Here is a 24,090-nt window from a genome sequence, read left to right as displayed (position 1 = left end):
AATGAAGACCGTTCTTACATACGGAACATTCGATTTACTACATGTCGGACATATTAATCTTTTGCGTCGTGCGAAAGCCCTCGGTGACAAGTTGATTGTCGCTATTTCTACAGATGAGTTCAATGCGATGAAACATAAGCAAGCGTATTACCCATTTGAGCAACGCAAACAGATTTTAGAGGCCATCCGTTATGTGGACCTCGTCATTCCAGAAGAAAACTGGGAACAAAAAATATCAGACGTTCAAACATATAACGTCGATACGTTCGTCATGGGTCATGACTGGGAAGGTGAATTTGACTTCTTGAAAGATTATTGCGAAGTTATTTATCTCCCACGCACAGAAGGTATTTCTACAACGAAAGTCAAATCAGATTTAAGCGAGCATTAAAATTAAAAAGAGGAAAAAAGCACTCAACTTGAAGTTGAGTGCTTTTTTAGTTACATCACTGCTGAGTCTTTAAAGAAATTCGTCAGCTCATCATTTAAACGGTGTAAATCTTCAATTACATGACTAAAGTTTTGGACAAGTGTTGCTTCCTCTTCAGAAGCTGTTGAAATTTGCTCGATATTTGCTTGCAGTTTTGACAAATCCTGTTGCACTCGTTGAATAACTGTTTCAATTTGAACCGTTGATTTTGCCGTTTGTTCTGAAAGGTTGCGGACTTCTTGTGCCACAATATTAAAGCCAGCACCGTATTGTCCTGCACGCGCCGCTTCAATTGACGCATTTAAGCCAAGTAAATTCGTCTGACGCGACACATCTTTAATCATGCCCGTAATCGCATTCGTTTGCGCCGCATTTTCAAGTGCATGCTCTGCTTGTGTGGCAACTTCTTCACTCGATGCCGCAAGCTCTTCTGAGTGCGATGCAATCGTGTGCACATTGTCTTGAAGATTGGACACAATCTTATTAATTTGCTCTAAATAGCCTTTAATTTTTTCCTCGCGCTCTACTGGTAAACCAATCGCTAATGCACCGACTACTTCATGTCCTTCGCGTACTGGAAATGCAAAAGCATTAATCGCAACACCGTAAACGTTTTTGTCGATATACACGTCCGCATTACGTCCACTAAATGCGGTATAAACATTATTATCTTGTGGATTTACCGTCTGCCCATCCACATAGCCTGAATCTACATTACGACCTGCGAAATATTTAACAATCGTGTCGCTTTTTTTATCTGCAACTGCAACAATCGCTTCTCCACGTAAAATTTGATGAATATATGGTGCAGCCAATACTAATGCGTCAATTTGATTCATATTTAAGTCCTCCCTTTACCCATCTATAACTAAAGTAAAACACATTTCCAAATATTTTACAAAAATAAATTACAAAAGACTATTTTATCGCAAAAAAATAGAGTGAATACCTAATATAATGGACTCACTCTATTATAAATTATTGTTCTACCGCACTATGACGTTTCTTGAATACCAATACAAAGTACATAAATGTAATAAAGAAAGCGCCTACTGCGACGACAACTAAAATTCCGATATTTTGCCAGAAGAATGGCATATCACCTGTTGAAATCGCTGCTTTAAATCCTTGAATTGAATACGTCATTGGCATGAACACATTTAATTTTTGGAAGAAGCTTGGCAACATTTCAAGCGGGAATGTTCCCGCACTTGACGTTAATTGCATGACCATAAATACAAGCATAATATAACGACCAACATCATTGAAGATCGATACGAGCATTTGTACAAGCGCAATGAACGTGTAACTTGCGACGAGCGCCATCAAGTAGACGGCAAAGAGATTTTCTGTCTGCAAGCCTAACAATAATTTGACGATTGTTACGATAATGATTGCTTGGAAGAAGCCCAGCACGAGTAACACAGATGTTTTACTCCAATACCAGGCACGTGCACTTGTTGGTTGTATTGATGGATGCGTCACATTGAAAATAACGGTAATTACTAATGCACCGACTAATAGCCCCATTGACATGAAGTACGGCGCAAAACCTGTACCATAGTTTTCTACCGCATTTTGCTCTTTTTTATCAAGTGTTACTGGTTCGGCTTCCATATTGTACGTATCATCCGTTACTTCTACATCAGATGCCTCATCATGTGCATCCGCTAGTTTTGTTTGTAACTCTTTTGAGCCATCTGTTAACTCTTGTTGACCATCTAATAATTTTGTTGAGCCATCTGCAAGTTCAGTTGACCCATCTGTTAAGTCACCTGTACCTTTTTGTAAATCGCCTAAACCAGTGACTAATGAGTTAGAACCTGTATCTAATTGACCAAGTCCTGAAACAAGTGAGCTAGAACCATCTGCTAATTGTGTCATACCCGACTGCAAGCTACTTGCGCCTGTTTGTAGTTGACCTAAGCCACCGTCTAAGTCCGTCGCACCCGCTTCGAGTGTGCCTAAGCCTTTTGTTAGGTCACTTGAGCCTGTTTGCAATTGGCCCATGCCACTCGTTAAATCGGTCGCTCCTGCCTCGAGTGTGCCTAAACCTTTTGTTAAGTCACTTGAACCCGTTTGTAATTGACCCATGCCACTATTTAAATCAGTCGCTCCTGCTTCGAGTGTGCCTAAGCCTTTTGTTAAGTCACTTGAGCCTATTTGTAATTGACCTAAGCCACTATTTAAATCAGTCGCTCCTGCTTCGAGTGTACCTAAACCTTTTGTTAAATCAGTTGCACCACTTTTTAATTTCATAAGCCCTTCATCAAGTGATGTGGCGCCCGTTGCGAGCGTTTGTGCTTTTTCATCTAACTGCTTCGTGCTCGCAATGGATTGATCCCAGCCCTCTGCAAGTTGTTGTGTGCCATCTGCTAATGAAGTAGCTCCTGTTGCTAACTGGTCAACACCTGGTTGTACTTTATTAGTTAAGCCATCTGCTACGCTTTTTGCCAATGCCTGTGCTTGCGCATTGGCATCTGGAGCAGCCGCTGTTTTTGCGACTGTTTTTTGTGCCTGTGCAGCGGTTGTTGCAGCCGTTTCTGCATCTGTTGTTGCTTGCTGCGTTGCTTGTGCTGCTGCTAATAATGTCGCTTTTTGTTCATCTGATAACGTTGTATCGTTTTGAATTGTTTCGACTAATTGATTAGCGCTTTGAGAAGCTACCGCCGCTTTAGCTGACGCCTCATCAGAAGCAGTTGTCGCCGCTTCTACTGCTTTTGTTGTTGCCGCGGGTTGTTCCGCGTCATTATTTCCAAGTAATGCAGATAAATTACTAGCCGCTGTCGCAAGTTGTGGTACGCTCGTATTCAGCTCTTGTAAACCACCTGAAACTTGCTGCGCACCGTCATTTAATGCTGTAATATTGTCTTTTTGCTTCGCAATACTTGAAGCTAATACAGCTGTACCTTCTTGTTGGAATTGCGTAGCACCGGCCGCTAAATCATCGGCCCCTTTTTTCGCTGTGACAATGCCATCTTGTAATTCTTTCGCACCTGTCTTTGCCGATGCAGCTCCCGCTTTCAATTGTTCAGAGCCATCCGCTGCCGATACAATGCCGCTTGCAAGTTGTTTTGAACCATCTTTCGCAGATGCAGCTCCTGCTTTCAATTGTTCAGAACCATCCGCTGCCGATACAATGCCACTTGCAAGTTGTTTTGAACCATCTTTCGCAGATGCAGCTCCCGCTGTCAATTGTTCGGAGCCATCCGCTGCCGAATTAATTCCTGCATGTAATTGCGATGAACCATCTTTCGCGGATGTTGCACCATCTGCTAACTTTTTCGAGCCATCTTTTGCGGAATTAATACCATTTGTGAGTTGCGTTGAACCATCTTTCGCTGAGCCAATCCCCGTATCAAGTTGAAGCGATCCATCTTTTGCTGACACAATGCCGGTATGTAGATCCGTTGCACCTGTCTTTGCCGATGTTGCGCCATCATTTAGTTGAATAGCACCGTCTTTTACTTGAAGAATCCCATGTTGTAAATCCGCTGTACCGTCTGCTAATTTTTTAGAGCCACTTTTTAATTTTTTCGCGCCGTCTGCAGCATCGCCGTAGCCGTCGCCCATCTTTTTAATCGTCTCGAATAATTGCTCTGAGTACGTTTCAGCCACTTTTGTATTGACCTTCGTACGAATTTTTTCCATCGCTGAGCTTGTAACTTGCGATGCTAAGAAGTTTAATCCTTGGTTTTGTTTATACGTTAGTGACATTTTTTCAGGTTGTTCATCTAATAACGTTCCTGCATTTTCACTAAAATTTTTAGGAATCTCAATCGACATATAATATTTTCGATCATCTAATCCCTGCTGTGCTTGTTCCTTCGTTACCTCATGGAAATTTAAACTTTTATCTTTCAGCAATTCATCGACTAAATCGTCACCGACTGTTAACTTTTTGCCTTCTACCGTTGCGCCATTATCTTGATTGACGATGGCAACCGGTACTTTATCTAATTTGCCATAAGGATCCCAAAACGACCATAGGAACATGCCTGCATAAATAATTGGTACAAATAAAATAGCTGTTAATGAAATCATTAACATTTTATTTGAAAATATATGCTTCCACTCTTCCTTAAACATGCATGTGACCTTCCTTCATTTATTTGTTCTATCCTTCATCCGAAAATACTAATTGACCAAATTCTTCAATCGGTCATTTTTGAGCAAAAAATAAGATTAAGGTGTTAACCCTCTAAAAATCGTACTTTGGAAAAGATCAATGATTTGCTTCTCTGTCAGCTCATTTTCATGATACTCTGACCATTCTACTGCCACTGCCAAGTAAGCCTTTAACAATAAATATGCGACTAAGCGCGTATCTGCTGCGACCAGTTCACCTTTCGCCACCGCAATATCGATTCGCTCTTCTAAGAACGATAGCAGCGCATCTTCAATCTTTTTCATCATCGCATGAACTTCAGGCGTGTTCATCGATTTTTCTTCTTCAATCAACTTCGCATATAGCTTATGCATTTCACGAAATTCTAAAATCTTCATTAAAACGTGATGGGCATTTTTTGTAAACGGTAATTCAGGTTCAATTATATTTTCGACTTCTCGCTTCATCTCTGCAACCATTTGCAAGGCGATATGTTCGAATAACACATCTTTATTTTTAAAAAACGTGTAAATCGTTCCCTTTCCTACTTTTGCTAGTTTGGCGATTTGATCCATTGTCGTCGCTTTATAGCCAAATAACGTGAATGATTGACGTGCTGCTTCGATAATTTCTGTACGGCGATCCATATCGCTCAACTCTTTTCTTCGTATATTCTAAAAATGACCAGAAACCCATTTCGGTCATCTAGTCATTTATTGTATCACTTTTTTGAGAAAACTCAACTGCTTTCCAAAAAAAATCCCCTTTAAACAACACTGATTGTTTGAAGAGGCTAGTGTTTTTAATAATGTGCATGTTCAGATCCGACAAATGAAAAAAAGCGCCGGGATGTGCGCTCTTTTTCGAAAAAGTGAATGGGTTAAGGTCGAAGAAGCTGGTGAAACTTCTTCTAGCTGTAGCTTATCATGAAGTGATTCCTTCCCTCAATAGCATGGCTAAACGTTGAGAAATGCGCTAAAAAAAGTGTGAAAAAATGATTTTTCCACACTTTGCACACGTTATTTAGCTATTACCCGTTTTTATTCCGAGCGCATTGAAGTAAATAGGGCATCCCATTTTTTATATTGTTCATCAGAGCTATAATGCGTTTGCACAAGTTGATACCCTGCCTCACCCATCGCTTTTGCGCGCTCTGGTTCTTTAAATAACGCGATCATCGCATCCGATAATGCCTCAATATCCTCATCTGCCACAACCGATGCAATTTCTGGATTATCATACATTTCTTCTACTAAATAGTTAATGTTAAACGTTACAACCGTTGTTTTATTCGCATACGCTTCTAACGCCACAAGCGATTGCCCTTCATAACGCGATGTAATGATGGTAAATTGAGATTCTGCAAAAACATCGTCTGCATGTGTCGTATAACCTTTTAAAAAGACATGATTCGTTAATTTCAAGCGGCGAATTAATTTCTGCAGCGTTTCTTGTTGATCTCCGGCCCCATAAATATTTAACATAGCATCTGGTTCCTCACGTACGACCATTTTAAACGCTTTAATCGCTAAATCTATGCGTTTTTCACTCGCTAGTCGGCTAACAATCGACGCCACAAACGGCTTTTTCTCTACTGAAAGTTGGCGTACATTCATCGCATGTGAAATGACATGATAGTCAAAATTATCGCCAAAATCCGCTTCTAAATCGGCCTTTTGATGTTCAGTTAGCACAACAACAGGGACATTTGCTTCTTTATTCGCAAATAGGCGTTGATGATTTTCCTTCAGCTGGCTTCCACGCGTAAATGGTTCTTCATAGACAGTCGTATGAATCGCATAAATACGGTAGGCCAAATCCTTCGATACTTGTTGAATTTTAAAGGCAGAGCCTGGGCCATCACAAATAAAATACGGCTTTGCTTGTTCAGCACGTGCCAATTCTTCTAAAAAGTACGTGTGAAATTCATTGTTGTTATCAAATGCCACCGCTTCTTTTGTATCTGGACTAAACAAGACAATACGTTGCTGCTTCCCTGTCTCTGAATTAAACCAGCGCGCTAAATAGCAATGCCCATCCGATGTATAATGTAAAATTTGATTCAGCCCACCATTTTTCGGATGATAGGTCGATTTACGAATTAAGTAACCGTCTGGATGGTACTCTTCTGTATAAGCGATGACACGCGTATTTGAATAATAATAATCAATGCTTGCAAGTTGTCCATTTGTATCCCACTTTTTATGCTTAACGAACTGGCCATTTAAAAAATACAATGTCGCATGCTCATCATCTTGTATTTTATAGCCTTTTTCTTCGCGTTTATGAAGCTCTTCGTAATGCTCGCGGTCCTCATAACTGACATTTTTATCGCGCGTCATTTTCTTGCGGTAATAATCGTATACATTAATAATTGGCGCCTCGCTATCAACGCGACCATCTTCATGTAATGTACGTTCAATTGCGGCGTAGCCATACGGTTTATCATCTAATGTCACAATCGCACTACGATAGCGTTCATTATTAAACAGATGCGTACGGCGGAACATGACACTATTAATGCCACCTTTATTCACATCTACATCCCAAACAACCATAAATACTGTGCGTTTTGCCATCGCCAATCACTCCTACTTGCGGTTCATACAATCAATAACGAGCTGTGCTACACGTTCCGTAGACTTACCATCTAAGTCATCGAAGAATTTATCGGTGAATTCCGTTAAATCAACTACTTCGTCTGCACGATGCTTATTCATTGAAGCAACAAGCTCGTCTGTATTACGCACGACATCTCCTGGTGTGAACTCATCGTATGACACATAGAAATCACGAGATGCCACATATTCTTCTAAATCAAAGCAGAAGAAAATCATCGGTTTATTTAATAATGCAAACTCAAAGCAAACAGATGAGTAGTCTGTAATTAAAATATCGGTAATAAATAAAATATCATTTATAGAAGGGTATTTCGTAAAATCTTTAATTTTATCGCGATATTCTACCGGAATTTTAAATTTCTTTTTCACGAATGGATGCATTTTAATTAAAAACACATCATTATCGCCAAGTGACGCATACAGCTTATCAAAATCAAGCATTTCATGCGGGAAATGCGCACTTGTTTGACCATTACCACGGAATGTCGGTGCGTATAATGTCACATGCTTACCTTCTAAATCAGGATACTTGCCGTACATCATCGCTTTTTTATCCGCTTTATATTGTTCATCGAAAAATACATCGGTACGCGGCACGCCTGTTGCCACAACTTTTGATTCATCGATACCAAAGCCCTCTGCGTAGAACGGTGCTACGTATTGTGAGCTGACAATCGCTTTCGTGTAGTTTTTATGTGACAACGATGTCGGTTTCGGACCACCTGGTTTACCCATACGGCTAAAGCCGAATGTTTTAAACGCGCCAACCGCATGCCAAACTTGAATTAAATCGGCTCCTTTGCGGATTTTTAGTGGATAAATCATCGGATAAAAATCATCTAACATCACAACTTTTGATGTTGCGATATTGTACGCTAATTGAATAATTTCAATGTAGCGTTTACGTTTTTTAACGCTTGGTTTTAATAAGAAATAATAGTCATATGCTTCCCTGCGTTGAAGTTCATCATAAACCATTTGAAAGTTGTCGCTTAAATCTTTACGACTATCGGAAAGAATCGAAATTTTGTTTTTTTGGATGGGTAGCATTGAGAAGCCTTTGTACATCGCTTGGAAAATTTCTTTTTTAAATTTGCGGTCTAACTTTTTCTTAAATGGTTCTTTCTTTTTCTTTTTTGTTGCCATCTGTATACCTCTTTTCGAAACAAAATCATCCTTAATCGGATTCAAATAGATGTTGTACGATTTTTTGTGATACGTTTTTTGTATGACTGAAATTAAAGCTCACCATACGTGATGTATCATAATATTCATTCGTCGTGCGATTATTAATCCATGAAACGAGCGCTTGCTGTTGTTGCAAAATCGTCCCGTCAGAAATATCTTCAAGTGGACGGTAAAGACCCCTACTTGACGTGTATTGCGCTAAATCTGGTACGTAATGTGCAAGTGGTCGTTCAAATAACGCGTATTCAAAAATGGCCGATGAGTAATCCGTAATAAAAGCGTCTGCGATCGGCATCCATTCATTTAATGGGTATTGATAGTCGAGCAAAATGTTCTCAAACTGCGTCAGCGCCTGCCACTGCTCCCGATTTGAATAAGGGTGTGGCATGACGATGAGCTGAATATGTGGTGCTAATTGCGGTGCGATTTGTTCGAGGACTGCTAGCCAATCGAGATTCGATTCACTTTGCCCATCTTTCGCACGATACGTCGGTGCAATTAATACTTTGCAGCGGCTCCTTTGAATAGGTGTTAGCGCCTCATTCGGCACGACTTCTTCACCAAGTAAATCCGTACGTGGAATACCAAGTGGATATACTTGGTTTTGTGGCATATTAAACGCCTCCGCATAATACGGTACAACAGCTTTTGAAGATACATAGACGTGTGAATAATGCATATGGACAGGCACGATACGTAAATATTTTGATGATGGTCCAAATTTCGTATCCTTCGTACTATACCCGAATTTTTTAAATGCACCTGCAGCGTGCCATAATTGCACAAATTTTGTTTCTTTACGCGGATTTATAAGATAAACCGGTAAAAAATAATCGTCTAATAACACCATTTTTGCGTTTGCAATCGCTGGCAACTCTTTAAATAAAGCGAGGCTCATTTGCTTTGGTGCTTTGCGTATTTCAATGTGCATATCTGGATGCTTTGCTCGTATTTCACGTACAACTGCCTTTAAATTACCTTCTAGCTGATTAGAGCGATAGGTGTAGACGACAATTTTTTTGTCATCTACTGATTTTTGCTCTAAAACGAAATAGAAGAATCTATAAATAGCTTTATAGATTCTCTGGATAGTATATTGGATTGTCTTTTTTAGATTTTCCATAACATGACGCTCTTACCCCATGAGCTAGATAAGTCACTTTCGAAGGCTGTAATAATATCTTTAACAGATGTCACTTCTTGTGTGTATCCAACTAATGTAGATAAGTACTCAGGAATTTCTGGATGTGCTTTATAAAGATCCACTGTTTTTTGGAAATCAACAGCACCACTGCGGCTTGAACCAACAAGTGTTAAGCCTTTTTCAAGGACCATGCGCGTATTGATTTCTACCGGGTATTCACTTACACCAAGTAAGCAAAGTGTTGCTTCTGGGTTTACGTGGTCAATCATTTGGTCGATAGCGTATTGACTACCTTTACCACCAGCACATTCAAATGCGTGATCTACCATATAGTCCTCTGGAATTTCATTAATGAAGATTTTTTCATCAACGAATGAGAAGTGATCTAATTTGTATTGTGTTTTACCGAAGATTGTCACTTTGCAGTCTGGATACATGTATTTTAATAATAAACATGTGATGAAACCTAAGTTCCCATCGCCCCAAACACCAAATGTGCCGCGACGTTTAATTGCTTTACGTTCAAAGCGTGCGATTGAATGGGTAGCGATTGTTACTAATTCCGTAAATGCTGCTACTTCCATATTCATATCGTCTGGTAATACGACTAAACGATCGCGATTTAAAAATACATAATCTTGCATAAAACCATCATAACCTGAAGAACGGAATTTACTAGAACGTAAATAGTTTTCAGCCACATATGGATCTTCTTCTGTTGGCGTATTTGGTACCATCACAACTTTTGTGCCAACCGCATATTCACCTGTTGGGTCGTAAGCTACTTCGCCGACACCTTCGTGAATCAATGCCATTGGTAATTTTTTCTTCATCGCTTCTTCGCCACGTGTTCCTGTGTAGTAACGTTGGTCCGCAGCACAAATTGAAAGGTGAGTTGGACGTACAACGACGTGGTCAGATGAGATTGCACGGTCCTTATAAGTTACTTCGATCTGACGGGCAGATACTAATCGATAAATTTGGTTAATCATTATTTATCTAAACTTCCTTTTAAAATTGAATTCGCCACGTTTAAATCGTATGGCGTTGTTACTTTAATATTATAGCTTTCACCACGTACTAATTTAACTTTCTCACCTTTGATTGCGAAGATTTTACATGCATCTGTTAAAATTTCTTTTTCATCTTGAGATAGGCTATTGTAAAGCTCTTGTAGCTTTTTAATGTTGAATGTTTGCGGCGTTTGGCCTTGGAACATATGACTACGCACTGGGATTTGCGTAATGAATTCACCATCTTGTGATTCAACGATTGTATCGATTGCTTCGATTACGGTATCGACAGAAGCAAATTCAAGACCTGCATCGATGTTTTGTTCGATGATGCGATGTGTTAAGAATGGACGTACAGCATCATGTGTAATTAAAATATCGTCGTCGCTTAAACCATTCGCGCTATCGATTGCTGCAATGACATTCATGATTGTGTCATTACGGTCTGTGCCACCTTGAATAACCGCCACTTTTGGTAAGTCTAATTGATGTTTTTTCACAAGATCTTTTGTGTATTGAACCCAATCTTTTGGAACCGCGATAAAAATTTTATCGATACGGTTATTTAAAATGAATTTCTCTAATGTATGAATGATGATTGCTTTATCATTTAATGTTAAAAATTGTTTAGGCATTGGTACGTTACCCATACGAGTCCCTTTACCACCTGCTAAAATACCTGCATAAATCATGTATAGCACCTCGTTGATTATAAAATTAATTTATTATTATTTTTGGAATTTATCTCTAAAAGTAAGAATATCATAAATACCTTTCAAAAACTTGAACTACCCCCACTTAGCCGTTCTTCGAACGTTGCTTGAAGTGGGAGATTCCTACGAACAGTGCTTGCTTATTTCTATTTACTTGAAACAGTGGCTTCACTTTTTTAGTAGGCTAGCACCGCAATTCCCGCGGCTCTTACATTTATTGACGTAAGATTCTTAATCCTCCAGTTAGTATATTCTTACTTGCGTTAATATCGCGGTCTAATAACGTACCACAAGATGGACAAGTCCATTGACGAATATCCAATGTTTTCTTGCCATCTCGATGACCACATACATGACAAATTTGGCTCGATGGGTAGAATCTATCGATTTCGACAATTTTTCTATCGAGCCATTGCGCTTTATATTTCAGCTTGGTCACAAATTCAGACCATGACACATCCGCTATTGCTTTTGCCAACTTATGATTTTTCATCATACCTTTTGTATTTAAGTCTTCAAGACAGATGACGTCATAGTGACGAATCAATTCCGTTGACAGTTTATTCAAAAAATCTTCTCGTTGAAACGCGACACGCTCACGCAAACGAGCCACTCTACGACGTTGCTTTTGATAGTTCATGCACGCACGTAAATCACGACCCTCTTTTTTCGCTTGCTCGTAGCGACGGGATAATTTGCGCTGCTCACGTTTTAACTTCTGCTCCATTTTGGCTGTAAAGCGTTGGTTATCCACTTTACGCCCATCGGAAAGAATCGCGAAGTCAGTGATGCCTAAATCTATCCCAACAGATTGGTTTGTTTTAGGCAAAGGCTTGAAGTCGGGTACTTCACACAAAAGCGACACGTAGAATTTGCCACTTGCATTATATTTGATTGTTGCTTTCAGTATACGGCCTTCGATGTCACGCGACTTCGCAAATTTCATCAGTCCTAATTTTGGTAATTTGATTGTATTGCCGATAATCGCAATACAGTTATGGCTGTTCTTCGTTGTATAGCTTTGAACAAGGTTCTTTTTACTTTTGAAACGAGGATACTTATTTTGTCCTTTGAAAAAACGTTTAAAAGCATCCATTAAATTTTCATAAGAGGCTTGTAACGCCACACTATCTACATTGCGTAACCATGCCGTATCATCTTGTTTTTTCATCTTTGTGAGCATTTTAGACATGATGGAACGATTCAACCCTTTTCCTTCTTCTTCATAAGAAGTATTCCAACGTTCAAGGAAATGGTTATAGACAAAACGACAATGTCCATGTGTTTGATGAATAAGCGCTTGCTGGTCTTTATTTGGGTAGATACGGAATTTATACGCTTTATGTGGCATAACAGTCACCTCTTTCTAATCATTATTTTGTCCTTGAGACTGAATATATTTTTTAATCGTTTCTATCGATGCACCGCCAGTTGTTATGAGACAGTAACTTTTAGACCAAAACATTCCTTGCCATAATTGCTGTTTGATTTCTGGAAAATCTCGTTTTATTAATCGTGAGCTTGCGGATTTATACGCATTGATGAATTTTGAAAGTTCGGTATTAGGGTGTGCTTTAAATAAAATGTGAACATGGTCTTTATCATGGTGCCATTCGATTAAAGATATGTTGTAGTTGCTTCCTATTCTTTCAAAAATATTTTTTGAGTAATTTGATTTCTCATCATTAAATACTTTTTTTCGGTATTTGACGACTAAAACTAAGTGATAGTGCAATGAGAACACTGAATGATTATTACTATCTAAAATCATTGTTGTATCAGCCTTTCTTGTTTATAACACTGATTATACAATAAAGCTGATTTACAGTCAAAACTTAATGCCTTGTAGCATTCACCACCCACCTACTCGCTACACTCCTTGAGGTGGGCGTCCTCTGCTCACCTTTGATAGAAACATCCGTATTGTTATACAGTTGAAATACATTTTGAAGGCGTTTTCTTCACATTTAGAACGTCTAAGTAGCTACTAGGGTTGCGCTAACTATTTTGTTGCTTGTTCATCACGCACTTTTGCTACAAACGCTTGCATACGGTCCATTGCTTCGACTAATGTTTCAAATGCATAAGCATACGTGATGCGTAAATAACCTTCTGCCGCAAATACAGCACCCGGTACAACGCAAACGTCCGCTTCTTTTAATAAACGCGTCGCAAATTCATGGGACGTCATGCCAAATTGTTTAATAGAAGGGAAAATGTAAAATGCACCGTTTGGTTTATGCACTTCAAGCCCCATGTCTACTAAGCGACTATAAATATAGTCTCGGCGCTCTTTGTAAGATGCGGTCATTGCAATTGGTGCATCTTTTGAACTTGTTAACGCTTCAATTGCCGCATATTGGCTCGGCACTGCTGCACATAAAATATTAAAGGCATTTACTTTCACCGTAATATCCGTCAATGCTTGTGGTGCTAAAATAAAGCCAATGCGCCAGCCTGTCATTGAATGTGATTTTGATAAGCCTGAAATTAAAAATAGCTTGTCTTTTAATGCTGGGTAGCTACCAAATGAACGGTATTCCCCTTCAAAAGTGATTTCGCTATAAATTTCATCGGAGATTAAATAAATAGCTTGCTCCGCTAAAAATGCCGCCAACTCATCCATACGTTGTGGACTAACTGTCGCCCCCGTTGGATTTGATGGGAAGTTAAAGAAAATCGCTTTTGTTTTTGGTGTAATCAATGCTTTTAATGCTTCAACTTCAGGTTCAAAATTTGTTTCGGTAATATCTAATAATACAGGTTTTGCTTTTGCATACTCAATCATCGGCACATAACCTGCATACATTGGTGCAGACACAATAATTTCATCGCCCGGCTCAATAATTGTGCGCAGTACAGCATCAATCGCTTGTGTTGCACCATTTGTTACGAGCACTTCATGTTCATTGTAATTACAATGATAGCGCTCATTGAAATACGCCGCCGTCACTTGACGCAATTCAAGCAAACCGGCATTCGGTGAATACGATGTTTTGTTTTCCTCAATCGCTCGGATACCGGCTTGCTTCACTGCTTCAGGTGTTGGAAAATCAGGTTGGCCAATTGTTAAATTTAGTGCATTTGGATAATCTATTAGTTGATTTGAAAATTCACGAATTCCAGAGATACGAAGTTGTGTTGCTTCGGTATTTAATGTTAATGACATAAGTCAATCATTCCTTCTTTTTCTTATAAATAATGTGTTTTTACACACATTTTTGAATTTGTACTTATTATACAGTTATATGACGTAAAGAGAAATACAAATACTTCATTCTGTCAAGTTGCATTGTTCTAAATGCCAAATTTAAGCCACAAAAAAAGGCCTGCTAGTAAGCAGTACCCTTTTTTCATAGATTAATGATTTAATACTGCTTTTAAAAATTCTTGTGCACGCTCTGTTTTTGGTGCTGTAAAGAATTCTGATGGTGGTGCTACTTCAACAATTTTACCTTCCGCCATAAAGACGATATCGTTACAAATTTCCTTTGCAAAGCCCATCTCATGCGTGACAACGACCATTGTCATACCATCATTTGCTAAGCTACGAATCGCATCAAGCACTTCTTTTACCATCTCTGGGTCAAGCGCTGATGTTGGTTCATCAAATAGCATAACTTCTGGGTCCATCGCAACCGCACGCGCAATCGCGACACGCTGCTGCTGACCACCTGATAGACGACCTGGGTACGCGTCGAATTTATCACCTAAGCCAAGCTGAGTTAATAATTCCTTCCCGCGTTTTTCCGCCGCTTCCTTCGATAGACCCTTTACTTTCATTGGCGCCATTGTGACATTTTCAAGTGCCGTTTTGAAAGGATATAGATTAAAGCTTTGGAATACGAAGCCAATATTTGTACGTGCCTTATTGATGTTTGTTTTTTTGTCGTGGATCGAAATACCATTAACAATAATTTCGCCACTATCGATTGTTTCAAGTGCATTAATCGTACGAATAAGCGTTGATTTACCAGCACCACTTGGACCAATTAATGCCACTACGTTTGATTTTGGTACTTCTAAATGAATATCTGTAAGCACATGGTGATCACCATAGCTTTTATTGACGTTTTTAATTGAAATCATAAATAATTGCCCTCCTACTGCTCTTTATCCATCATACGTTTTTCGAAGTAACGAATAATTAAGGATAAAGCGAATGTAATAACGAAGTAAATAACTGCTACTGCTGTCCATACTTCAAGCGCACGGAATGAACTCGCAACAAGACTCTTCGCGCGTAATGTTAAATCGATACCACCGATTACGGACACTAAAGATGAGTCTTTAATTAACATAATAAATTGCGAAGCAGATGGCGGCATAATACGACGTACAGCTTGCGGTAAGATGATGAAGCGCATTGCTTGAAGATGTGTCATCCCACTCGCACGCGCCGCTTCCATTTGGCCTTTTGGTACAGCTTGCACACCCGCACGGAAAATTTCCGCTAAGAATGCACCATTAAACGTTGCTAAACCGATAATTGAAGCCCAATAAGTATCTAAGTTTAACACTTGTCCTAAACCGAAGAAAATCCACATTAATAAAACTAATAGTGGTACACCACGCATAATTTCTACATAAGCCCCAGAAATAAAGCGAATGACAGGGTTTTTCGCAATACGTCCTAGACCAAAAATAATACCGATTGGTAAGCTCAGCAACAGGGCAATAGCTGAGATTTTAATTGTGAGCCATGCGCCGTACATGAGGACATCCCAGTTGTCGGCCACTACACTCCAGTCAAAATCATAATTTAACATTACATTAACCTCCTAATAATAAAACGAAAAGAAAGAGGCTGGGTCTAAACCCTTCGCCTCTTTGTATTGGGTGAAACGGTAATACGGTCGTGCTGTTATTTCGGTTGGTCTACAGAGTTTAACCAGTCATTGCTATCAAACCATTTTGCTTTTAGTTCTTTTTCTTGTTCAGAGCCTTTGTATTCTTTTAAGAAATCATTGATGAATTTAAGCGTCTCTTCATCGCCTTTTTTCACTGCGATACCTAATTCATCTGTTGCTAATAGCTCGTCGAATTTTTTAACTTTGCCTTTGTTTTCCAAAGCATAAACTTGAATCGCTGGTTCGTCATAAATAACGCCAGCTACTTTACCTTGTTGTGCTGCAAGTGCTGCTGTTGGGAAATCTTCAAATTCTTGAACTGTTGCATTTTTTACTTTTTCTTTTGCAACGATCGCACCAGTTGTCCCAATTTGAACAGCGATTTTATTACCCTTTTTATCGATATCTGCAAGTGTTTTTGCTGTGCTACCTTTTTCTACCATGATTGCTTGACCAGTTGTATAGTATGAGTCCGCAAAGTCTACTGCATTTTTACGTTCGTCTGTAATTGTCATACCTGCTAAGACTAAATCTACTTTATTTGCTTGTAATGCTGGAATTAATGAATCAAAACCAAGTTGTTTTACTTCTAATTTTGCACCCATTTTTTCGGCAATTGCATTTGCTACGTCTACATCGTAACCAATCATTTCGCCTTCTTTATCGAACATTTCAAACGGATAATAACCTGCATTTGTACCAATTACTAATGTTTTTTGTTCTTTTACTTTATCTACTGTTGATGAACCACTTTTTTCATCATCGCTACTACCGCAAGCTGCAAGTGCTGCAGTCACGACGACTAATAAGAATGCTGCTAACCATTTTTTCATGTTTTGCTATCCCCTCTCGGAATTTGTTTTCGAATATTTATTATAAATAAATTATAGTTTATTTTTATTCATTTGTCTACATAAAAATTAACATTATTACATCTAAATGAGTATATTATTCAATATTCTTAAGTAATATACAGACTTTATGAATAAAATACGCATATATAACAGCATATATATGCACATTGATTTTGGCATTTCTCGCTATCAAACGTTGTTTTAACGCCATTTTTTTGAACTTTTTACTGTTATTAGTTAAATAAAATACTTTCCAATGTATATTTATACACTTTTATCTTATTTTATTCGTACACAATATGCAATTAAAAAATACTTTTGCAAAAATAGTCACTTCCAAAAGCATTTTTCTGTCCACTAATTCATTTTTAACAGTTGCAGCATCCCTTGCGCTGTTTGCATATGCATCGCCATCGCATACTGTGCTGCCTGCTGTAATATACTCGCCTTTGTGAAATTCATCATTTCCTTCGCAATGTCTGCATCACGAATACGCGATTCTGCCGCAGTCAGATTTTCAGCCGTATTCACGTTGACATTGTAGGCATGCTCCATGCGATTTTGATAGGCACCCATTTGCGCACGTTCCATTGAAACTTTTTTAATAGCTTCATCTAATGTGGACAGCGCCGATTCTGCCTCGTCACGTGTCGCAATCGAGGCATCTGTAAGTCCAATCGCATCGGCACTCATATCGTTCATCGTCAAATCAATCGTTTGCCCAGCATTTGCACCAACTTGAATTTTTAACGGCGTTGTTGCGTTATCACCATTTAACAATTTGCGTGTATTAAATTCTGTATCGGTAGAAATGCGCGTCACTTCTTTTTTAAGCTCCTGAAATTCCACTTCAATTAATGCGCGGTCATCATCTGTCAACGTATCGTTAGCAGATTGCACCGATAGTTCACGCATACGTTGTAACATTGAATGTGTTTCATTAAGCGCCCCTTCTGCTGTTTGAACCATCGATATACCGTCCTGTATGTTCTTTGATGCCATATTGAGTCCATTAATTTGTGCGCGCATTTTTTCAGAAATTGCGAGTCCAGCTGGGTCATCACCCGCACGATTAATACGGTAACCTGTCGATAATCGCTCAAGTGCTTTCGACGCTGCATTCCATTGACGATTCATATTGCCCCATATATTCATTCCTTGACTATGCCATGCACCAATCCTCATAAAGCGTTCCCCCCCCTCTACTATTATTATCGGTATAGCAACTTTTTTTTCGACAAAAAAAGCAGGCACCTGTGTTTAGCTCAACATAGATGCCTGTTATTGACTACTGTGACGTTTTAAAATGTCGACCCGCTGCTACTAAAAACATATACAAAAGTATACATCTAGCTTTTTCCTGCTTCTTAGAATGCGTCCTCGGCACGTATCCCTACTAACGTTTCGTATCACTCTCCACAGGCTTCAATTCCGATGTAGCCCACCGTACTCTATTCATTTAAACGGACACTAACAATTCATATTGTGTAGCTTGTTTTAAATTGATAGAAGCGTTTAAATCTCGGTCTAGCACTGCATGGCAGTTTACACATTCATAAACCCTATTTTTCAGTGTTAAATCTACCTTTTTATGCCCACAACAGCTACATAACTTAGAACTAGTATAAAAACGATTCACAAGTCGTAATTCAATTCCATACTCTTCACATTTCATCTGTAATTTTGTTCTAAAATGGAAGAATCCTTGTTTTGCAATCGCTTTTGATAAATGTCTGTTTTTCATCATACCTCGAACATTTAAATCTTCTAATGTAATGAATGTTGGTTTGGTTTTTACCAATACATTCACAATGTTCTTCTGGTAGTTTCTACCTTCTTCGTAATTGAAACGATTCGTTGCAATATACATGTTATAGACATAACGACAAACGCCAAAGGTTCTGATAAGTTTTTCACTTTGCCGGTCAGTTGGTTTTATTTCCAGCTTATAAGCCCGCTTCATTTCTTAGCATCCTTTTACCTGATTTTAACGAGATATCATCTTATACATATATACCCATTTGTCTATTTTTTTGTCTACTTTTTTATTACTCCTTTAACGCATGTTGGTTAATTCATCAAATAAACCTTTATCCCGACGATCGAGCGCTACGTCAATTAAATTGAGACGGTTTTGGTCTTCCATTTCTGTAAACAGTACTTCAAATTCGGAATGAGCTGCTGCACGCGCCTCTTTCTGCTCTTTTTTCAATTCTAAGTCATCCAAGATTTTTTGAAGATGATCATGAATGTTTGAGACAAGCAGTAATTGATATAACGGTAGGCGGATGAAACGGCTACCACGTTGAAATACGAAAACATCAGATAGGTTTTCGACCTGTAGCGTCTTGAGGTTAATGATAATCTCTTTTCCTTCGACTGGAATAAAGTTAAACAACTCGTCATCTTTTAATACAGAGAAATATTGATAAGCAAACACGAGTTTTAAACGATCCCCTACGCGTTTTGTATAAAACGGTTCGATTCGACGGATTTGTAACATGACGTTCCCCTCCTTTTAACAAGGAAATTCATAATCCTTAACGCTAACGGAGTCCTATTAATCGGTCGAGTTTGCAATAAGAACCGAGGAAGAATCATGAGGAACGTAACGCGCTGTCTTATCGCAATATTCCGACTACTTATATAATACCACCATTTACAGCTTTTCACACATATTATGATTTAAATACAACATTTTGACTAGAAGAAATGTTGTTTCAATCGAAAACATTTACGCATTACATGAATCGGCATATAATGGAGAGAAAGATTTTTTTTGAGGACGGGATATAAATATGAATACAAACGTTTCAGAAATCGCTCATTTATATGAAGATTTTTTACGCAATAAAATGCTAGAGCTTAGCCTTGAACTCGATTCCTCAAATGAACAACATGAGGAAACAGTTCGACGTGCAGCTTTTTTAGCACGTCATAATTATGTGAAATTACGTAGTTTTCGTGCGGAATTAGGACGCATGCAATTTGCAGTGCAAGATGCTGGCACACCAACCGTAACGATTGTCGTAAACGAGGACAAATTGTCATGCGACTGCCCAACGAACAAGCCATGCCGCCATCAATTAGCGGCCATGTTTACACTCTATCAATATGTTGACTCTTTATCGCAATGGCTAGAAGACTTCCGCAATAAAAAAAGTGTCCAGCTACGTCTATTAAATGAAGAACGGACACCTGAAGCTTGGTTAAAACTTGTACAGCAAGTGTATCGCCAAAACTTATACAACCAGCAAAAACTGAATCCCTATTTATTAGAAAGTATTTTTTCAGATATGCAGCAACAAATTTTCCGCTATACGCCACTTGAACGTGAGTGGAGTAGTATGTATCAATTATTTACGCATATTTCGCTTTTATCGCATACGTGGAAACATTTGAACACCGCAGCAGAAGCTTCTCGCTCATTTTATATTAATTTTATTGAACACGAAGCCGAAAAAATCAAAGAATTTATTCGCCAATGTGCGAATAAATCGCGCCTTTTTGCGCTGGATCCATTTTATGAAAGTTTGCAACAAGTCGTAAACTACTTCTTACTACATCAAGAAGGCTATTTTGATGAGCGTTTAAATATTTATACGTTATTTTGGGAATCAATGTTCCAAGATAAGCGCGCACGCGAAACAGAACTTCTAACACTTCAACGTGAGCGTCATATTGCAAATGATGTCGACAGTAATGCAGTATATGCGATGTTTTATATTATGCTCGATAAGCGTGATGATTTTACAAAAATGCTTGAGTCCATTGAATCGAAGCAACTGCTTGTCTGGATAGACTTAGCTCATTTTGCTAATCGCAATGGCTATGACGAGATGCTTTCGATGATTGTTCGCGCGATGCTTATTCACATCGATTCCTTTATTAATGAATGGCTAGCAACGCGCTATCGCTCTACGTTTGTCAGTGAATTTAACGAGTTATGCAAACAAGTAAACTTAAGCGATGATGAGAATGAATTATTATTTGCCTCATCAGGTATGTATGGCATTCAGCCGTATTCGCATTATTTGATTAAAAAACAGCGCTATATCGAATGGTCTGCGCTGCATCAACGCTTCCCTTCATCACTTAGCTACTTAGAACTATGCGGCTTGCGTGATATGTTGGACCAAAAACCAGAGGCGTTGTTGCCACTCTATCATACGCTCGCAATGAATGAAGTGAATCAAAAATCGCGCCAGCATTACAAACAAGCTGTACGCGTATGGAAAAAGATGAAAACGGCCGCGAAAAAATCGGCAAAAAATGAATTTTGGAATGATTATGTAACGACGTTAAAACAAAGTTATAAGCGTTTGCGCGCCTTACAAGAAGAGATCGAGAAAGGAAACTTAATGCTATGACAATGACAAAGCATGTGCCCGAAACGTTTTTAAAGTCATTTATGGTAGAGATTGCCGAATTTAATCATGTATATTCCCTATCAGCATATGATGCTTCATCTGGTACAGCACTAAAAGCAGAGGATTGGGTACCATTTTTATATTTCCGTTATGAGCGTGGCTTTTTTGGTTTAACAGCAAATACAACTGAAGATTCCATTTTATTATCACCATTAGAAATGATTGAGCTCTTTTCACCTAAGCAACTTCACCCATTTGCAAGCTATGTTGGCAAAAGACTGCATGACCAAGATGTATTAGATGCGGCAAAACGCGCCGGTAACTATTGGTACAGCGACTCACTTTGGGACCATGTAAAAGTAGAAGGCGACCAGCTTAACGTAACGCTTGACGATAAAGAAATTAACCATCTGCTGGAGCTTGCATTAACGCAAAAACTCGTTGATGAAGGCTTGCGCTTTGATGATTTAGAAGCGCTTATGCCATTATTCAGAGATGGTGGTTGGCCACTTCAAGACAAACAAATTGATGATACGCTTGTTGTTGCGTTACGTCTGAGTGAACCTGAAGAAGGTGCGAGTGAATGGACGCTTGAAACGGTGTTACGTGCGAAAAAATCAGCAAGCTATTGGGCTGTTCCTACGAGTAAACAAGCGCTGACGATTGAACGTGCAATACCGAGTAAGTGGGCGGACTATAGCACGCAAGTATATAACCTCCAGGCACAAATGCTGAAATTACTGCAAGCAAAACCATACGGTGAAAATTTATCAAAAGAACGCTTCCTTCATGTCACATTAGCAGATGCCGATGTACGTGAATTTTTGCGCAGTGACTTTATTTATTTACAAGCGCTCGGTTTTGAAATTGTGTTACCCGGTTGGTTGAAAGAATTAAAGGAATCGCGTATGAAAGTACAAGCGAGTGCGTCTAGTGCATCTAACTATAAATCTGCAGCCGGTTTAGATGAAATTTTAACGTTCAATTGGAAGCTGTCACTCGATGGACATGACATTAGCATTGACGATTTTGAAAAAATGGTCGCTGAAAATCGCGAATTTATCCGCGCGGGTACAGAATGGATTCGTGTCGATGCTGCCTGGATGCAAGAAATTCGTCAACTGATGGAAAAAGCAGAACATGAAAATTGGACTGTGCGCGATTTATTGTTTAAAGATATTGGGCAAGAGATGACAATTCCGCTTGAAATCGAAGAAGAGGACTATTTAGATGACCCTGTGTTGCAGTTTGAATTGCAGCGTTCATTAAAAGATTACATGCAAAAAATTGTCGATAAGCAAGGGCTACCAGAAATTCCGTTGCCGAAAACATTACAGGCAGAATTGCGACCGTACCAACAAATCGGCTTTGATTGGCTTGTCTTTATGCGCGAGCAAAAATTTGGTGCCGTACTCGCCGATGATATGGGGCTTGGCAAAACGATTCAACTCATTTCCTATTTATTGCACGTCTATGAAAATGCTACTGAGCCAACGTTAATCATTTGTCCAACATCGGTACTTGGCAACTGGCAAAAAGAATTGGAACGCTTTGCACCATCGCTTAATACGTATTTACATTACGGGGCAAAACGTTTAAAAGAACAAGACTTGTTGCAAACAATCGAACGCGACAATATCCAAATTATTTTGACAACATATGGTACCGTAACGCAAGACATCGATATGTTGGAAGATATAGCTTGGGCAAATGTCACGCTAGATGAAGCGCAAAATATTAAAAATATGAATACGAAACAATCAAAAGCAATCCGTCGCTTACGCGGTGCACATCACATTGCGTTAACAGGGACACCAGTTGAAAACCGCCTTTCTGAATTATGGGCTATTTTCGACTTTATTTACAAAGGGTATCTCGGAAGTTTTTCACGCTTCCAAGAGCAATTTATCGCACCCATTGAACGCGACCAGAGCGATGAAGTGAAAGAGCAGCTGCGCCGTAAAATTCAACCATTCTTATTGCGCCGTACAAAACAGGACCCTGAGCTACGCCTTAACTTACCAGATAAAATTGAGCAACGTGAATATTGCCCATTAACTGAAGAACAAGCCGTACTGTATGAAAGTTATATTCAAGAAACATTGCATAAACTTGAAACATTGTCAGGCTTTGAGCGCAAAGGCTTAATTTTAAAAATGCTCGGCAAATTAAAGCAATTGTGTAATCACCCTGCACTTTATTTGAAAGAACCATTTGATAATGCTGAAGAGATGATTCATCGCTCAGAAAAGTTGGAACGTCTCGTATCACTCGGTGCAGAAATCGTTCAAAATGGCGAGCAATGCTTAATCTTTACGCAATACATTGGCATGGGTCACTTAATGCAACACTGCTTCTCAGAACTTTATGATATCGATGTGCCATTCCTAACAGGAAGCATGCCAAAACAACAGCGCGACCACTTTGTCGAAGCTTTCCAACGCGGCGACTTCCCTATTTTTATTCTATCGCTAAAAGCTGGCGGTACAGGATTAAACTTAACAGCCGCGAGTCATGTACTACATGCCGATCGTTGGTGGAATCCAGCCGTTGAAAATCAAGCAACAGACCGCGCATACCGCATCGGTCAAACGCAATTTGTCCACGTGCATAAGTTTATGACAACTGGTACAATCGAAGAAAAAATCGATGCCTTATTAACCGAAAAGCAAGCATTATCGGAACAATTGATTCAATCGAGCAATTGGATTACGGAATTAAATGATAAAGAACTGCAAGATTTATTAAGTTTTTCATTTTAATAGTTAGAGGCTCCCTGTTATGACAAGGAGCCTCTTT

Annotated in this window: 19 protein-coding genes and 2 pseudogenes; 3 read left to right on the top strand and 18 right to left on the bottom strand. The window is 39.0% G+C overall.

Features of this window, described 5'->3' with window-relative positions; genetic code table 11:
- Window position 1: 1 nt before the first annotated feature.
- The gene (gene tagD / locus V514_RS0101365) at window positions 2-391 is read left to right on the top strand and encodes a glycerol-3-phosphate cytidylyltransferase (RefSeq protein ID WP_029497875.1); all 390 of its coding nucleotides are present in this window, start codon (window positions 2-4) and stop codon (window positions 389-391) included.
- Window positions 392-441: 50 nt separating this feature from the next.
- Here tagD and V514_RS0101360 read toward each other — a convergent pair whose 3' ends face one another.
- The 18 genes and pseudogenes from V514_RS0101360 to V514_RS18650 form a co-directional block, all read right to left on the bottom strand.
- Window positions 442-1,269 carry a methyl-accepting chemotaxis protein gene (locus V514_RS0101360; RefSeq protein ID WP_029497870.1) on the bottom strand — a complete coding sequence of 276 codons (828 nt, stop codon included), beginning with the start codon at window positions 1,267-1,269 and terminating at the stop codon, window positions 442-444.
- Window positions 1,270-1,408: 139 nt separating this feature from the next.
- On the bottom strand, window positions 1,409-4,519 hold the full coding sequence (locus V514_RS0101355; protein WP_029497868.1) for a YhgE/Pip domain-containing protein: 3,111 nt from the start codon (window positions 4,517-4,519) through the stop codon (window positions 1,409-1,411).
- Between the two features lie 96 nt (window positions 4,520-4,615).
- Window positions 4,616-5,185, bottom strand: coding sequence for a TetR/AcrR family transcriptional regulator (locus tag V514_RS0101350; protein ID WP_029497867.1), 570 nt, complete (start codon window positions 5,183-5,185; stop codon window positions 4,616-4,618).
- Window positions 5,186-5,578: 393 nt separating this feature from the next.
- The gene (locus V514_RS0101345) at window positions 5,579-7,117 is read right to left on the bottom strand and encodes a glycosyltransferase (protein ID WP_029497866.1); all 1,539 of its coding nucleotides are present in this window, start codon (window positions 7,115-7,117) and stop codon (window positions 5,579-5,581) included.
- Between the two features lie 12 nt (window positions 7,118-7,129).
- On the bottom strand, window positions 7,130-8,305 hold the full coding sequence (locus tag V514_RS0101340) for a CDP-glycerol--glycerophosphate glycerophosphotransferase (protein ID WP_029497865.1): 1,176 nt from the start codon (window positions 8,303-8,305) through the stop codon (window positions 7,130-7,132).
- Between the two features lie 31 nt (window positions 8,306-8,336).
- Window positions 8,337-9,470 (bottom strand): CDP-glycerol glycerophosphotransferase family protein, encoded by a 1,134-nt coding sequence (locus tag V514_RS0101335; protein WP_029497864.1) that lies wholly within the window; start codon window positions 9,468-9,470, stop codon window positions 8,337-8,339.
- Window positions 9,458-10,483, bottom strand: a complete 1,026-nt coding sequence (locus V514_RS0101330; protein ID WP_029497863.1) for a ribitol-5-phosphate dehydrogenase — start codon at window positions 10,481-10,483, stop codon at window positions 9,458-9,460. Before V514_RS0101330 ends, V514_RS0101335 begins: the two co-directional genes overlap by 13 nt.
- Window positions 10,483-11,196: an IspD/TarI family cytidylyltransferase gene (locus tag V514_RS0101325; protein WP_029497862.1), complete on the bottom strand. Its 714-nt coding sequence runs from the start codon at window positions 11,194-11,196 to the stop codon at window positions 10,483-10,485. The genes V514_RS0101330 and V514_RS0101325 overlap by 1 nt, the downstream gene beginning before the upstream one ends.
- A 235-nt stretch (window positions 11,197-11,431) precedes the next feature.
- Window positions 11,432-12,568 (bottom strand): IS200/IS605 family element RNA-guided endonuclease TnpB, encoded by a 1,137-nt coding sequence (gene tnpB, locus V514_RS0101320; protein WP_029497861.1) that lies wholly within the window; start codon window positions 12,566-12,568, stop codon window positions 11,432-11,434.
- A 15-nt stretch (window positions 12,569-12,583) separates the two neighbouring features.
- The gene (gene tnpA / locus V514_RS0101315; protein WP_029497860.1) at window positions 12,584-12,988 is read right to left on the bottom strand and encodes an IS200/IS605 family transposase; all 405 of its coding nucleotides are present in this window, start codon (window positions 12,986-12,988) and stop codon (window positions 12,584-12,586) included.
- Window positions 12,989-13,219: 231 nt separating this feature from the next.
- Window positions 13,220-14,386 carry an aminotransferase class I/II-fold pyridoxal phosphate-dependent enzyme gene (locus V514_RS0101310; RefSeq protein ID WP_029497859.1) on the bottom strand — a complete coding sequence of 389 codons (1,167 nt, stop codon included), beginning with the start codon at window positions 14,384-14,386 and terminating at the stop codon, window positions 13,220-13,222.
- A gap of 191 nt (window positions 14,387-14,577) precedes the next feature.
- On the bottom strand, window positions 14,578-15,306 hold the full coding sequence (locus tag V514_RS0101305; protein WP_029497857.1) for an amino acid ABC transporter ATP-binding protein: 729 nt from the start codon (window positions 15,304-15,306) through the stop codon (window positions 14,578-14,580).
- 14 nt (window positions 15,307-15,320) lie between these two features.
- Entirely contained in the window at window positions 15,321-15,986 is a 666-nt protein-coding gene (locus tag V514_RS0101300; RefSeq protein ID WP_029497856.1) for an amino acid ABC transporter permease, read from the bottom strand.
- A 95-nt stretch (window positions 15,987-16,081) separates the two neighbouring features.
- Window positions 16,082-16,900, bottom strand: a complete 819-nt coding sequence (locus V514_RS0101295) for a transporter substrate-binding domain-containing protein (protein WP_029497855.1) — start codon at window positions 16,898-16,900, stop codon at window positions 16,082-16,084.
- A 378-nt stretch (window positions 16,901-17,278) separates the two neighbouring features.
- Window positions 17,279-18,106, bottom strand: a complete 828-nt coding sequence (locus V514_RS0101290; protein ID WP_029497854.1) for a flagellin N-terminal helical domain-containing protein — start codon at window positions 18,104-18,106, stop codon at window positions 17,279-17,281.
- A gap of 274 nt (window positions 18,107-18,380) precedes the next feature.
- A pseudogene (locus V514_RS19570) lies at window positions 18,381-18,746 on the bottom strand (RNA-guided endonuclease InsQ/TnpB family protein); the annotation flags it as partial.
- A gap of 15 nt (window positions 18,747-18,761) precedes the next feature.
- Window positions 18,762-18,884, bottom strand: a pseudogene (locus tag V514_RS20820) (helix-turn-helix domain-containing protein); the annotation flags it as partial.
- Window positions 18,885-18,977: 93 nt separating this feature from the next.
- On the bottom strand, window positions 18,978-19,424 hold the full coding sequence (locus V514_RS18650; protein ID WP_035944062.1) for a hypothetical protein: 447 nt from the start codon (window positions 19,422-19,424) through the stop codon (window positions 18,978-18,980).
- Between the two features lie 295 nt (window positions 19,425-19,719).
- Between V514_RS18650 and V514_RS0101275 the strand changes: the two genes are divergently transcribed.
- Together V514_RS0101275 and V514_RS0101270 are read left to right on the top strand one after the other, a co-directional pair.
- Window positions 19,720-21,291, top strand: coding sequence for an SWIM zinc finger family protein (locus V514_RS0101275; RefSeq protein ID WP_029497852.1), 1,572 nt, complete (start codon window positions 19,720-19,722; stop codon window positions 21,289-21,291).
- Window positions 21,288-24,053, top strand: a complete 2,766-nt coding sequence (locus V514_RS0101270) for a DEAD/DEAH box helicase (RefSeq protein WP_029497851.1) — start codon at window positions 21,288-21,290, stop codon at window positions 24,051-24,053. Before V514_RS0101275 ends, V514_RS0101270 begins: the two co-directional genes overlap by 4 nt.
- The last annotated feature ends 37 nt before the right edge of the window (window positions 24,054-24,090 follow it).

It is taken from the genome of Kurthia huakuii LAM0618 (assembly GCF_000505545.1).
Classification (GTDB): Bacteria; Bacillota; Bacilli; order Bacillales_A; family Planococcaceae; genus Kurthia; species Kurthia huakuii.
This window is presented reverse-complemented; position numbering and strand designations above follow the sequence as displayed.

What these genes read in the sequence shown, in the direction of transcription:
- V514_RS0101295 (WP_029497855.1), bottom strand. Translation starts at nt 16,900, where the DNA reads ATGAAAAAATGGTTAGCAGCATTCTTATTAGTCGTCGTGACTGCAGCA.
- V514_RS0101335 (WP_029497864.1), bottom strand. Translation starts at nt 9,470, where the DNA reads ATGGAAAATCTAAAAAAGACAATCCAATATACTATCCAGAGAATCTAT.
- V514_RS18650 (WP_035944062.1), bottom strand. Translation starts at nt 19,424, where the DNA reads ATGTTACAAATCCGTCGAATCGAACCGTTTTATACAAAACGCGTAGGG.
- V514_RS0101350 (WP_029497867.1), bottom strand. Translation starts at nt 5,185, where the DNA reads ATGGATCGCCGTACAGAAATTATCGAAGCAGCACGTCAATCATTCACG.
- tagD (WP_029497875.1), top strand. Translation starts at nt 2, where the DNA reads ATGAAGACCGTTCTTACATACGGAACATTCGATTTACTACATGTCGGA.
- V514_RS0101355 (WP_029497868.1), bottom strand. Translation starts at nt 4,519, where the DNA reads ATGTTTAAGGAAGAGTGGAAGCATATATTTTCAAATAAAATGTTAATG.
- V514_RS0101360 (WP_029497870.1), bottom strand. Translation starts at nt 1,269, where the DNA reads ATGAATCAAATTGACGCATTAGTATTGGCTGCACCATATATTCATCAA.
- tnpB (WP_029497861.1), bottom strand. Translation starts at nt 12,568, where the DNA reads ATGCCACATAAAGCGTATAAATTCCGTATCTACCCAAATAAAGACCAG.
- V514_RS0101345 (WP_029497866.1), bottom strand. Translation starts at nt 7,117, where the DNA reads ATGGCAAAACGCACAGTATTTATGGTTGTTTGGGATGTAGATGTGAAT.
- V514_RS0101305 (WP_029497857.1), bottom strand. Translation starts at nt 15,306, where the DNA reads ATGATTTCAATTAAAAACGTCAATAAAAGCTATGGTGATCACCATGTG.
- V514_RS0101330 (WP_029497863.1), bottom strand. Translation starts at nt 10,483, where the DNA reads ATGATTAACCAAATTTATCGATTAGTATCTGCCCGTCAGATCGAAGTA.
- V514_RS0101270 (WP_029497851.1), top strand. Translation starts at nt 21,288, where the DNA reads ATGACAATGACAAAGCATGTGCCCGAAACGTTTTTAAAGTCATTTATG.
- V514_RS0101340 (WP_029497865.1), bottom strand. Translation starts at nt 8,305, where the DNA reads ATGGCAACAAAAAAGAAAAAGAAAGAACCATTTAAGAAAAAGTTAGAC.
- V514_RS0101310 (WP_029497859.1), bottom strand. Translation starts at nt 14,386, where the DNA reads ATGTCATTAACATTAAATACCGAAGCAACACAACTTCGTATCTCTGGA.
- V514_RS0101275 (WP_029497852.1), top strand. Translation starts at nt 19,720, where the DNA reads ATGAATACAAACGTTTCAGAAATCGCTCATTTATATGAAGATTTTTTA.
- V514_RS0101300 (WP_029497856.1), bottom strand. Translation starts at nt 15,986, where the DNA reads ATGTTAAATTATGATTTTGACTGGAGTGTAGTGGCCGACAACTGGGAT.
- tnpA (WP_029497860.1), bottom strand. Translation starts at nt 12,988, where the DNA reads ATGATTTTAGATAGTAATAATCATTCAGTGTTCTCATTGCACTATCAC.
- V514_RS0101325 (WP_029497862.1), bottom strand. Translation starts at nt 11,196, where the DNA reads ATGATTTATGCAGGTATTTTAGCAGGTGGTAAAGGGACTCGTATGGGT.
- V514_RS0101290 (WP_029497854.1), bottom strand. Translation starts at nt 18,106, where the DNA reads ATGAGGATTGGTGCATGGCATAGTCAAGGAATGAATATATGGGGCAAT.